This is a genomic window from Seonamhaeicola aphaedonensis (assembly GCF_003386195.1).
Taxonomy (GTDB): domain Bacteria; phylum Bacteroidota; class Bacteroidia; order Flavobacteriales; family Flavobacteriaceae; genus Seonamhaeicola; species Seonamhaeicola aphaedonensis.
This window is the reverse complement of record NZ_QRDX01000003.1, coordinates 119,920-132,278: the sequence shown is the minus strand read 5'-3', so window position 1 is coordinate 132,278 and position 12,359 is coordinate 119,920. Positions and strand designations below refer to the sequence as shown.

Sequence of the window (12,359 nt, the reverse complement as noted above, 5' to 3'; positions counted from 1 at the left end):
TTTTACTTTTTAATGAATTTTTTTGTAATGGTTGCTCCGTTGGAAAACTCAATTTTAGCTATATAAACTGCATTTTGGAGTTTAGATAATTCAAAGGTTTTAGAATTAAATGTACCTTTTAAGTCGTATAAAGGGGTGCTTAAAAAATCAAATATTTTAACAGATTTGATGTTTAAATCATTAATAGATGAAAAGGTTACATTGCCATTATTTGATTCGAAAATTTTGACCCCATCTTTCATTTGCTTTTCAGAGTTTTCAAAACCATTATTAGTTTTAAAAACGATTTCAAATCGATTATTAAATTCACCTATATCAGAAGTAAAGGAATAATCTGAAGTAGACAAATCATGATGTTTATTTAATACTTTGTCTTTTAAATAAATAGTATTGTTTGATAAAAAATCTCCTTGTAACTTATTAATAGAAAGTTTGTATTGTGTCGGAACATGAATTGTCGTACTGAAACCTAAACTAATTTTTTCGTTAAGAGTTAAATCAGAAGGGTTTTTTCCTTGAATAGTCAATTTTTTATCGGATCCTTTAATGGTGGAATAGAGAGAGACAAACCTTTCTAATGAATTAGTCTTGGCAGCGTCAAAGCGAGATCCATCAAATTTGTTAGTTGCTCCTTCAACATAACCAATTAGTATTTGATTGAAAGCGCCATTGTTTGATGTTAAATCAATCCATAATTTGTTATCAACATTATTACTTTCTGAATTCGAAGTTGTTTTTGGTTTTGAATTAGCAGTTTTAAAGAATTGACTATTATTAGATAAGCCTCTAACCCTCATCGAGTTGTTAAAGGTAACACTGCCTTCACTAATGTTTCCAGTAGTAGAAATTGGGGTGGCAGCATCACTATAGTTAACAAAAAAACCTTGGCCTGAAGGTATAAACCTCGAAGGTGTTAAGCCATCTCCACCCGCCGATTCGCCAGTTGAATTGATTATAGCGTAATCGGAGTCAGAAAAGTTTAAAACTTCATTGCCATTAGCCGTAGCACTAGGTGGGGTGTTTTGAGACCATAAGTAAATAATACCATCCGTGTCAGGGTTAGCTGTAAAAAAGGCATCTGCATCGATTGCAGAGGGGTAGGGATTCCCAATAAAATTCCAATTTTTGTCATTGGTTTCAGAATCATTTCTGTATAAGGGAACGTTAATAATACCATTGTTAAAAGGGCCTTCAAATGTGTAAATAAACTGTTTAGGAGACCCTGGGCTACTTTCAAATATAACACGGTTATGAGTTGATGCATATCCACATCCAGATAACATTACAGTTGCTGAAGAAACAGATTGCCAAGCATTATTATCATCATCAACATCGTCTTGTCCAGGTGCGGCTGTATTGTCATTATTCACCTCCATAGTGGCATCTAAATAGTTTTGCGCATTAAAGGAGAAAATCCTTCCAGATTGAGCATCTGCCAATCCATTCGCGATAGTTGCTCCATTTACTGGAGAACTCCAATAAGTATATTCATACCAATTATTGGCTGGAGCTGTCCTTTTTTCTACGGTAATGTTACCTGATGCGTTAACTGTTGCTGAATCTTCAATCTGAACAAAAGCACCTTGCGGCCTTACAATTATATCCCCATTGGTATCTAAATGGTTTTGAACTTCTATATAATCGTTATCATCTATAGATAAGGTGCTAGAATTGATTGTTAACGAACAAGCACTAAAGCTACCGCCATCGGCAGATGTACTGTAATCTCCGTTTAAAACAACTGCCTTATTTATATTTGGATTGCCATTATCCCAAGAGGATCCATCCCAAGTTGTAGTAGTAGAGCATAGTGGCGAAACTGTGCCATTGAATATAAAATCGTTTATGCTGAAAGTGCCGTTGGTGTTAGATCCTCCCCATGCATAAATCCTAAAAGTTATAGAAGTAGAGATATCTTGGTATGTAGCACTAGATAAATCAATGGAAGATTGAGTCGACACTCCAACGCCACCAATAACAGGTGTTCCAATGTCACTAGAATATCCATTGAGGCTACTTCTTACGGAGATATTTACAGGTCCAGTATTAGAGGGTTGAGAGTTGAAGATAAAGCTAACGAAATCTATTTCGTATCCTGAATTAGGGACTATAGTAAATTCGAAATAATCATTACCGTCTAAAGTAGTAGAGTCCCATCCTCTGGCGTTGTACCTATCATTTGTATTAGGTGGATTAAACAATCCACTTCCTCGGCCAATACCATTTACAGAAATATTAGGGTCTACAATTTGTCCAATTATATATGGGTTGTCTAAATGGGGATTGCTCCCTGTGATATCATTAGAAAAAATACTTTGAGAATAACCATAAAATGAAATAGCACAAAGTGTTATAATTGAAATTTGCCAATTTCTTATCATTCAGTCAAGTTTAATTTTTAGATTTGGTAAAATAAAAATTCAGATTTGCTATTAATCAATTCTTTACCACCAATCTATGGTTAAAAAACAGACATACACTTTAGAGGAAGCTAAACGAAAGCTTGAAAACTATTGTGTATATCAGGAACGCTGTCATAAAGAAGTTAGACAAAAACTTCAAGAAATGCATATGATTCCTGAAGCAATAGATGTAATTATTGTTCATCTATTAGAGCATAACTTTCTCAATGAAGAACGTTTTGCCAAAGCATTTGTAAGGGGTAAGTTCAGTATTAAAAAATGGGGGAAATATCGATTAACTTCAGAACTAAAGAAAAAAGATATATCCAAAACTAATATAAATCAAGCAATTAATGAAATTGATGATGAAAATTATTATAATGTCTTTAATCATTTAGCTCAAAAGCAAGTTTTAAGTATAACAGACAAAAACAAATATAAGAAAAGAAAGAAGTTAGCAGATTATTTATTGTATAGAGGCTGGGAAAGTGATTTGGTTTACAAAAAAGTAAATGAGCTTATACCCTAATACCATTTGTTTTGTGAGTTCTAATAATGGCTTGTTTGTTCTTCCAATCAATCCAATTTTGACCTTTTAAACGGCGCATGGCATTATCAAAATGGCGCATAAAAAATATATTATAAACAGCTTTACTAAAATTTTTAGGGTTTCTAGCCGTGGCACGCAAACTCATAGAAAATCCTGGGGTTATATAACGCATGTAATGCCAATAACCTTCAGGCATATATAATATTTCACCATGATTTAATTCTGTAACATAGCCCTTGGCTTTTTTAAGGGCTGGCCATTTATTAAAATCTGGGTTTTTAAAATCAATATCTTCTCTGGTTATTAAGGAATGTGGAATTTTATAAAGGTAATCATTCTGGGTTTGGTCAAATAAGATGCATTGTTTTTTGCCTTCAAAATGAAAATGAAAAATATTGGCCAAATCAATATCGTAATGCATAAAGGTATGAGAATCTTCACCGCCAAAAAATAGCATAGGGATTCCTTTCATGAGACGCAAGCCAAAATCGGGAAATTTAAAATCCTTCTGTAACTGTGGAATCTCCTTTAAGATATTCCATAAAAAAATACGGTATTTGGTGGGTTCGCGCTTTAGCAAATCAATATAATCTGCCATTTTCATTTTTGCATGTGGTTCGTTAAAGCCATCTTTGTAATCTACAGGTCGGTCGTCATAAAGAGGTACTGTTATATCACCGGCAATCTGTTTAATATAGTCTAAGCGCCACTTTTGGTATGCAGGCCAATCTTCAATTAAATGTTCAATAACCACTGGTTTTTGTGGTTTAAAATAATACTTGATAAAATCCTGTTTGGTAATGGTTTTAACCCTTGGAATGTCTTGTAGATTCAGTTTCAAGTTGTTGAAATTAGATGCCCAAAGTTAAGAAAACGTTAATAAATTTGAAATATTATATTTGAATGTTACCACGCCTTTAGCATGGTTGGGCTTTTGGCATTACACGCCTGCCTGCAACCCTAAACGCAGTATGAAAAACGTGTAAACTACTTAAAATCCTTCGCTTTTTCTTTAGCAGCTTCGTTACGGTCAATTTTGTGGTCTGGTCGTGTCCATTTGGGTTTTTCACCTAAACTTTTAAACTGGGAGTCTTCAGCTTCAACTGTTTGAGGTTGTACTTTTTTAGTGAACGGTTTTTGAGGTTCTAATCCTAAAACCGCAAACATTTCCATATCTTCATTTACATCAGGATTTGGTGTTGTTAATAGTTTATCTCCTGCAAAAATAGAATTGGCTCCCGCAAAGAAACACATGGCTTGCCCTTCGCGTGTCATTTGCGTTCTTCCAGCACTTAAACGAACTTGAGTTTCTGGCATGACAATTCTGGTTGTGGCTACCATTCGTATCATGTCCCAAATAGAAACCGGTTTTTGGTCTTCTAGAGGTGTACCCTCAACTGCCACTAAGGCATTTATGGGAGTAGATTCTGGTTGCGGATTTAAAGTGGAGAGTGCCACTAGCATACCAGCTCTGTCTTCTAAGCTTTCACCCATACCAATGATACCGCCACTACAAACGGTTACATTGGTTTTTCTAACGTTATCAATAGTATCCAATCTATCTTGATAACCTCTGGTTGAAATAACTTCTTTATAGTATTCTTCAGAAGAGTCTAAGTTATGATTGTAGGCATACAAACCTGCTTCTGCTAGCCTTTTAGCTTGATTTTCGGTAAGCATACCCAATGTACAACAAACTTCCATGTCTAGTTTGTTGATGGTACGTACCATTTCTAAAACCTGATCGAACTCTTCACCATCTTTTACGTTTCTCCAAGCAGCTCCCATGCAAACACGAGAACTTCCTCCTGCTTTAGCTCTTAATGCCTGCGCTTTTACTTGTTGCACGCTCATTAAATCGTTGCCTTCAATATTAGTATGATAACGCGCCGCTTGTGGACAGTATCCACAATCTTCGCTACAACCACCTGTTTTTACCGAAAGTAATGTACTTACCTGAACCACATTGGGGTCGTGATTTTTTCTATGAACCGTAGCCGCTTCATAAAGTAATTCCATTAAAGGTTTATTGTAAATATTTAGAATTTCTTCTTTAGTCCAGTTGTGTCTTGTTTCACTCATAAACAGATGGGTTAATCAAAATCAAAAATACTAATTTAAAATGTAAGGTATACCGTTAGTAAATAAAACTTACTTAGGTATTTGCTGACTTAAACAGTGTAATGTGCCAAAACCCCAAATAAGGTCTATGGCATTTATAGGAATAACGTCTCTATCTTTAAAACAGTTTGATAATATGTTTAAAGCTTCTCTATCGTTCACATCATTAAACGTTGGCATCAATACACAGTTATTTAAAATTAAAAAATTGGCGTAACTAGCAGGTAGTTCCAACCCTTCAAAAATGATGGTTTTAGGCATTGGTAAGGTTATAATATTTGGTTTTTTACCATTTTCTAAGGTAGCGTTTTCCAAACGTTTTAAATTATCTTGTAAAGGTTTGTAATTATTGTTGCTTTTGTTTGGTTCTACAACCGTTACAATGGTGTTTTCGTTAACAAAACGCGCCAAATCATCAATATGTCCGTGGGTATCATCCCCCTTAATGCCATCGCCTAACCAAATGGTATTGGTAACTCCCAAATATGTTTTAAAAATAGCCTCATAGTCAGCTTTTGTTAGTCCTGGATTTCTAACCTGCACTTTCTGGTCTAACAAACATTCTTCGGTGGTTATTAGAGTTCCTTTACCGTTTACTTCTAAAGCTCCACCTTCTAAAACAACTGGCTTGCCATTGTAAACCACTTGTTCTAAATCTATATTTAGAAATGAAGCAACTTTTTTAGGAACATGTTTGTCTAATTTGAAATTGGTATATTTTGCCCACCCATTAAAATTGAAGTTCAAGGCTTTTCTTTTAGTCCCTTTTTTAACGATGATTGGACCCGCATCTCGCATCCAACTTCTATTGGTTTTATGAATAATATAAGATACTCTATTCAAATTAACAGCGGCCATTTGCAACATAGCCTGTAGTTTATCTTGAAGCTTTTTATTAGCCACCACAACAAAAACATCTTCAAAAGTTGCGATTTTTTTAATATACTCTACAAATGCCCATTGAACAGCGCCGTATTTCCCGGGCCAATCGTTGCCATTATGCGGAAAGCACAATAAAATCCCTTGTTGTTTTTCCCATTCGGCAGGAAACCGCCAAGCATTACTATCCATTATTTAATCAATTACCCTTTTGGTGATGTTATCGTACATATCTATGCGACGGTCTCTAAGGAATGGCCAATTTTGACGAACATTTTCTTGTAAATCTAAATCAACAGTAGCCATTAAAATTTCTTCTTGGTCATGCGAAGCTTGTGCTAAAATTTCACCTTGGGGGCCACAAATAAAGGAAGAACCCCAAAACTGAATACCATCGGTATTTGGTACATATTTTTCTAAACCTATTCTATTAGCTGCAGCCACATACGTACCATTGGCAACCGCATGTCCTTTCATCACATTCATCCATGCACCATGTTGATTTTTTCCAAATTCTTCTTTTTCTTTGGGATGCCACCCAATAGCTGTAGGGTAAAACAATACTTCTGCTCCTTGTAAAGCAGTTAAACGCGCCGCTTCAGGGTACCATTGATCCCAACAAATTAAGGTGCCAATATTACCTTTTTTGGTTTTTATAGTTTTAAAACCTAAATCGCCAGGTGTGAAATAGAACTTTTCATAAAAATGCGGGTCGTCAGGAATATGCATTTTACGGTACAAACCTGCTTCAGTTCCATCAGAGTCAATAATATAAGCACTGTTATGGTAAACACCAGCCATTCGCTTCTCGAAAAATGGTACAACGATTACAACTCCTAATACCTTTGATAGTTCACTAAAGGCATTAAAAGATGTACTGTATAAAGGTTCGGCGTATTTAAAATTATCAGTGTCTTCGCTTTGGCAAAAATAATGGCTGCTGTATAACTCTGGTAAGCATATTACTTCTGCTCCTTGTTTAGCAGCTTTTTTAACCCATTCAATACATTTTTTAAGATTGTTTTCAGGGGTATTGTTTAAATTTAACTGGATAACCGCAATAGTATAATCTCTTTTTGACATTTTATTTTGATGTTATAAAAGGGGTTTAAATATAAGTATTTTAAGGTCTTTATGTTTTTTTTCCCTGAAAATTTAGCCTCTAAAGTTTAGAAAGTAAAATAGAAACAGCATTACCACCAAAACCAACAGCATTTACTAAAACATTTTTAATTTTTTTAGGCTGTTTTTGGTTTTTTAAATATGGTATTTCAATAAATTGTTGCTGTTGTAACATTAATATAGCCAACTCTAAACTTAAGGTACCCGAAGCCCCAAATGTATGCCCAATTTTCCATTTGTTAGATGTTACGGCAGGCAAATCATTTTTAAAAATAGCTTCGATAGCTTTATATTCTGAAAGATCTCCTTTTATAGTTCCTGGAGCATGCATAACAATAACATCAATGTCTTCAGCAGGAAAATCACCTAGAGCCATCTTCATGGAACGTTGAAAACATTGAGCATCACTTGAAATAGAAATGTTATGTTCTAGAATTTCAGTGGCATAACCTATTCCTTTAATTGTAGCCAAAGCATTATCTTTTTCACCTTCTTCTAAACAAACCATAGCAGCACCTTCTCCCAACACCATGGTATTATGATTTTTAGAAAGGTCTAAAGCTTTACAGGGATAATCTTCATTATTGTTGGCATAAATTTTTAGGGCCTGCATTTGTGCAATAGTGAACGGGGTTAGTGGTGCTTCACTGCCTCCAACTAAAAACTTGTTACACATGCCTGAGTTAATCCAAGCTATACCATTCAATAGGGCATGTAACGCCGTGGAACAAGTAATGGAGTGACTTATTTCAGGGCCTTGAGTTTGTAAATCATGAGCTACCCACGAAGCAATATTGCCTAAAGTAGTTGTTGGCGAACTTAGTGTTTTAGCCTTGTTATTTTTTAAAAAACTTTTGTGGTAATTTTCAAAAAGAGATGTGGCTCCTCTGGATGACCCAATATTAATTCCGAAGTTTTCGGAAGATTTCCAACCAGCTTGTTTTACTGCCTCACGTGAAGCGTAAATGGCGTAAAGTACCGTATCATCCAACGATTTGTATTTACTGTCTGACAACTTTAATTTCTCAATTTCCTTTTTGTTATCCTCAGAAATGGAAGCCACCAACGCGCTGTTTCCTTGAAATATTTTTTCTAAAATACAATGATTGTTGTTCTTGTAATTTTTCCAAACCTCTTCATGGTTTTTTCCTAAAGACGAAATAGAAGCAACAGCAGTAATAGAAATTGGTTTATACATTTTTTTCATGGTGTCCCGATTAATATCAGGATGGTTTCAGCATCTTAATTTTTTTGATGAGAGCCTGAAACGAATTCAGGGTGACATCAACTGGCAAATTTATATTATTTCCAGAGCCTGTTCAATGGTTTTGTATATTTTCTCTAATTGTTTTTGAGAAATGGTATAGGGTGCTTGTATGTAAATGGTATTACCTAGCGGACGCAGAAAAATACCATTATCCATAAAAAAGTTCAATAACTTATCACGAAGGTTGCCATAACGCTCCATTTCAATGTCTAAATCTAAAGCAAAAATAACGCCAGTCTGCCTAATAGATTTAACCTTCGAATGATTTACAATTCGTTCTCCAAACTTTTTGTGTGATTTTATTATGGCTTTAATAGAATTCTGAATTTCATCCGATTGTAATAGCTCTAAACTTGCCACGGCAGCAGTACAAGCTATAGGGTTAGCAGAATAGGTGTGCGCATGAAAAAGTCCTTTGCCAATATCATCACTGAAAAAGGCATTGTATATTTCCTGAGAACAAGATGTAATTGCCATAGGTAATAAACCTCCGGTTAAGGCTTTACTTAAGCAAATAATATCTGGTTTTATTTCTAATTGTTTTGAAGCGAAATAACTGCCTGTTTTACCAAAACCTGTCATTACTTCATCGGCAATAGTAATAATATTATTTTCTTTACAAAGTTTTAAGATATCAGTTAGACCATTTATATCATACATCTTCATAGCGGCTGCCCCTTGCACTAATGGTTCATAGATAAATCCAGCTACTTTGTTGTTTTCGATGATGTTTTTTAGTTTGTCGAGAACGTCTTGATTATTGGTTCCATTTGGTGTTGGAATGCGTTCAACCGTAATAAAAAATTCTTCGAAAGGTCCGTTGTAAACGGATAGGCCAGAAACGCTCATAGCTCCAAAGGTGTCTCCATGAAAACCATCTTCAAAAGCGATTAAAATATTGCGTTTACTGCCTTTATTGGAGTGGTATTGTAACGCCATTTTAATACCTATCTCAACAGAAGTAGAGCCATTATCACTAAAAAATACTTTTTCTTGATTTTTAGGAAGGATTTTAATAAGCTCTTCCGATAATTTTATCGCCGGTTCATGCGTAAAACCACTAAAAACAACTTGATCTAATTGTTTCATTTGGGCTGTAACTCTATCAATTATATAGTCGTTACAATGCCCATACATGCAGGTGTACCATGAAGCAATAGCATCGATATACTCATTGTCATCTTCATCATAAAGTATACAATCTTTTGCCTTAACTATGGCTATAGCTTCTGGGTGCAACTTATGCTGTGTTAAGGGATGCCAAATATGTTTTTTATCACGTTGTTTTAAACTCATATTGCTTTCAAACTATCCCTAAATAAATTAGCATATTCTTTTATCACATTTTGGTCAAAATAGGGTTCTTCGTTTATTCTTCCAATAACGGTGACGTTGGTCATTTTTTTTATAATTCCCTCTGTTGATGGGTGTTCATTTCCACTAAAAATAACAGCTACCTTAAATCCATTGTCTTTCAATACATTTATGGTTAGTAAACTATGGTTTATGCTACCCAAATAGTGGCGCGATACCACAATAATTTTGTCTTCGGGTTGTATTAAATCTAGAATAGTTTCTGTGTCATTAATTGGTACTTGAAGTCCTCCTGCACCTTCAATCACTAAATGATTTGTAGTTTCAGGACGCTTAATCTTTGATGCTTTAACAGAAACTCCATCAATTTCAGCTGAGGCATGCGGACTCATGGGTGTATTTAGAGCAAAACTATTAGGGTGAAATCTTGATTTGGAGTTTGATACCAGTTTTTGCACTTTTTTAGTATCACAATTATTCAAATCTCCGGCTTGAACGGGCTTCCAATAATCAGCTTCTAATACTTCGGTAATAATAGCCGAGGCGATTGTTTTTCCAACATCGGTGGATATACCTGTTATGAAATATGTGTTCATTCTAAATTGAATTCTGTTTTACAATTTTCGCACTTATACTTATATTTTGTATAGAACGGAAGTGTTGAAAATAAAAGTCCAAAAATAAACCAGAATAGCGATTTAAAATCTTTAACCGAAGAAAATAATTCAACTTTATCGCTCTGGCAGTTTGGGCAGTGAATAGCATTCCCTTCATCATTAATTGAATATGTTTCTATAGCATCAAGAATGTCTTTGGCTTCATCAAATTGACTTGAAAGTACTTTTAATTTAACTCCTCCAATAGCATTACTAACCAATGGATCTGTATTAATGGTAATATGATCCGACAAAAACACCTGTACTCCGTCTGCTTCTAATCGGCCTTTAATAATTTGAGCTTCCGAGGAATAGGTGTATTTTGCTAAAGTTCTAAAAGTTGTTGTCATGCTTTGACAAAAGTACCAAGTAAGGCTAGAACTTCCATAATTTCTTTTTCAGAATTATAACTATGCAAACAGAAACGCAGTCTTTCCTGACCGTCAGGAACTGTTGGAGATAAAATAGGTTTAACATCAAACCCCTTACTTTGAAGTTTTTCTGAAATAAATTTTACATTTTCGTTACCTGAAATAATGCAACAGTGAATGGCTGAATGACTTTCAATAAATACATCATGCAGTTTGTTATTCAAGATACCGTTCTTAAAATAGACAATGTTTTGAAGTAATTTACGTCTTTGGTCTGTAACTGACATTTCTGAATAGGCGGATTGTATAGTAGCCAAAGCGTGAGGTGGTAAACCCGTAGTATAAATGAAACTTCTACTAAAATTAATTAAATACTGTTTTAACTGTTCATTTCCTAAAATAGCGGCTCCATGGCACCCAAGAGCTTTTCCAAAAGTTGCCAAACGTGCAAAAACATAGTTTTCTAGTTTTAAATGCTGAACGAGGCCTTCACCATTATTTCCAAAAACACCAACCGCATGAGCTTCGTCAACCACCAAATAAGCATTATGTTTTCTGCATAACTCAGATAATTTTACTAATTCCGGAGAATCACCATCCATTGAAAAAACAGATTCGGTGACTACATAAGTATCATTGTCATGCTGAACTCGTTTCAGCATCTCAGAAAGATGTTCTAAGTTGTTGTGTTTAAACTTATAGGCTTTGGCATGACTTAAAGCAATGCCATCTCTAATAGAGGCATGACTTAGCTCATCATATATAATTATATCATCTTTTTGAGGAACAGACGAAAAGAATCCTACATTAGCATTGTAGCCCGAATTAAAAATGAGGGCTGCTTCACTATTATGAACATTGGTTAAAATACTTTCAACAACAGGATATAGACTGTGATTTCCTGATAACAACCGCGATCCTGTAGCGCCGTTTTGCTTTATGTTATGTCCGGTTAAGTAATAATGGGCGTTATCAAAAATGGTATGGTTTTTTGCAAACCCTAAATAATCATTGGATGAAAAGTCAATGAGATTATTTTGATTTTTTAACGTTCGCAAAGCATTATTTACCTTTCGATGATTTAGTTTGTCTTCAAGTTTTTTAGGGAATTGCATAAAACAAATGTATGCAAAATTTGTACTTTTGAGTTTCACAAAATTTATATTTTCTTATAATCATGAAATCATTTCTCATCACAGTATTCTTTTTTATTTCACTTTTAAGTTTTTCTCAGGACAACCATATTGTTAAAACAGAAGATGGTCGTCGTGTATTATTAAAGGCCGACTTTACTTGGGAATATATTGATTTAGTAAAACCTCAAGCAACTAAACAAGAAGAAACTCAAAAACTGGAATCATCAAACGAAACAGTCTGTAATTTACCCTTAGATTTTGAAGAACCTAACCTTGATAAAAAAATTCAAAATCAGCTAAAAAAAGGACGTGCTACCATAGAACACGTAAAAAAGAAAGTAGCCAAAGATTTTAAATGTGATGTGGAAGATGTCATACTCTTGTCTGTTAAAGAAACTAAAGCTAGTGGTAACTATGATTTTTGTGTTAAAGGCACCAAAGTCACTTATAAGCGTTCAGGACACAATATTGCTAAAAAATTGAATATTTTTTAAGCCTTAAGAATCAAACTTTATTGATTCTTTTAGTTTAGAGGAGTATG

The 12,359-nt window shown here is 34.5% G+C and carries 12 protein-coding genes; 2 read left to right on the top strand and 10 right to left on the bottom strand.

Features of this window, described 5'->3' with window-relative positions; all coding sequences use genetic code 11:
- Positions 1–2: 2 nt before the first annotated feature.
- Positions 3–2,381 carry a T9SS type A sorting domain-containing protein gene (locus tag DFQ02_RS06330; protein ID WP_116040161.1) on the bottom strand — a complete coding sequence of 793 codons (2,379 nt, stop codon included), beginning with the start codon at positions 2,379–2,381 and terminating at the stop codon, positions 3–5.
- Between the two features lie 76 nt (positions 2,382–2,457).
- Here DFQ02_RS06330 and DFQ02_RS06325 point away from each other — a divergent pair, with 76 nt between their 5' ends.
- Positions 2,458–2,931, top strand: a complete 474-nt coding sequence (locus tag DFQ02_RS06325; RefSeq protein WP_116040160.1) for a regulatory protein RecX — start codon at positions 2,458–2,460, stop codon at positions 2,929–2,931.
- Here DFQ02_RS06325 and DFQ02_RS06320 read toward each other — a convergent pair.
- The 9 genes from DFQ02_RS06320 to DFQ02_RS06280 form a co-directional block, all read right to left on the bottom strand.
- The gene (locus tag DFQ02_RS06320; protein WP_116040159.1) at positions 2,921–3,793 is read right to left on the bottom strand and encodes a cupin-like domain-containing protein; all 873 of its coding nucleotides are present in this window, start codon (positions 3,791–3,793) and stop codon (positions 2,921–2,923) included. The genes DFQ02_RS06325 and DFQ02_RS06320 overlap by 11 nt on opposite strands.
- A gap of 146 nt (positions 3,794–3,939) precedes the next feature.
- Complete coding sequence (gene bioB, locus DFQ02_RS06315) at positions 3,940–5,034, bottom strand: biotin synthase BioB (RefSeq protein ID WP_116040158.1); 1,095 nt, start codon at positions 5,032–5,034, stop codon at positions 3,940–3,942.
- Between the two features lie 69 nt (positions 5,035–5,103).
- Positions 5,104–6,144 carry an agmatine deiminase family protein gene (locus DFQ02_RS06310; RefSeq protein WP_116040157.1) on the bottom strand — a complete coding sequence of 347 codons (1,041 nt, stop codon included), beginning with the start codon at positions 6,142–6,144 and terminating at the stop codon, positions 5,104–5,106.
- Positions 6,145–6,147: 3 nt separating this feature from the next.
- Complete coding sequence (locus tag DFQ02_RS06305; RefSeq protein ID WP_116040156.1) at positions 6,148–7,035, bottom strand: carbon-nitrogen hydrolase; 888 nt, start codon at positions 7,033–7,035, stop codon at positions 6,148–6,150.
- A 79-nt stretch (positions 7,036–7,114) separates the two neighbouring features.
- Positions 7,115–8,272, bottom strand: coding sequence for a beta-ketoacyl synthase N-terminal-like domain-containing protein (locus DFQ02_RS06300; protein WP_116523814.1), 1,158 nt, complete (start codon positions 8,270–8,272; stop codon positions 7,115–7,117).
- Positions 8,273–8,371: 99 nt separating this feature from the next.
- On the bottom strand, positions 8,372–9,637 hold the full coding sequence (gene bioA, locus DFQ02_RS06295) for an adenosylmethionine--8-amino-7-oxononanoate transaminase (protein ID WP_116040155.1): 1,266 nt from the start codon (positions 9,635–9,637) through the stop codon (positions 8,372–8,374).
- Positions 9,634–10,251 carry a dethiobiotin synthase gene (bioD, locus tag DFQ02_RS06290; RefSeq protein WP_116040154.1) on the bottom strand — a complete coding sequence of 206 codons (618 nt, stop codon included), beginning with the start codon at positions 10,249–10,251 and terminating at the stop codon, positions 9,634–9,636. Before bioD ends, bioA begins: the two co-directional genes overlap by 4 nt.
- Positions 10,248–10,661 carry a putative signal transducing protein gene (locus DFQ02_RS06285; protein WP_116040153.1) on the bottom strand — a complete coding sequence of 138 codons (414 nt, stop codon included), beginning with the start codon at positions 10,659–10,661 and terminating at the stop codon, positions 10,248–10,250. Before DFQ02_RS06285 ends, bioD begins: the two co-directional genes overlap by 4 nt.
- Positions 10,658–11,797, bottom strand: coding sequence for an aminotransferase class I/II-fold pyridoxal phosphate-dependent enzyme (locus tag DFQ02_RS06280; protein WP_116040152.1), 1,140 nt, complete (start codon positions 11,795–11,797; stop codon positions 10,658–10,660). The genes DFQ02_RS06285 and DFQ02_RS06280 overlap by 4 nt, the downstream gene beginning before the upstream one ends.
- 62 nt (positions 11,798–11,859) lie before the next feature.
- Here DFQ02_RS06280 and DFQ02_RS06275 point away from each other — a divergent pair, with 62 nt between their 5' ends.
- Positions 11,860–12,312 carry a DUF3157 family protein gene (locus DFQ02_RS06275; RefSeq protein WP_116040151.1) on the top strand — a complete coding sequence of 151 codons (453 nt, stop codon included), beginning with the start codon at positions 11,860–11,862 and terminating at the stop codon, positions 12,310–12,312.
- Positions 12,313–12,359: the final 47 nt, after the last annotated feature.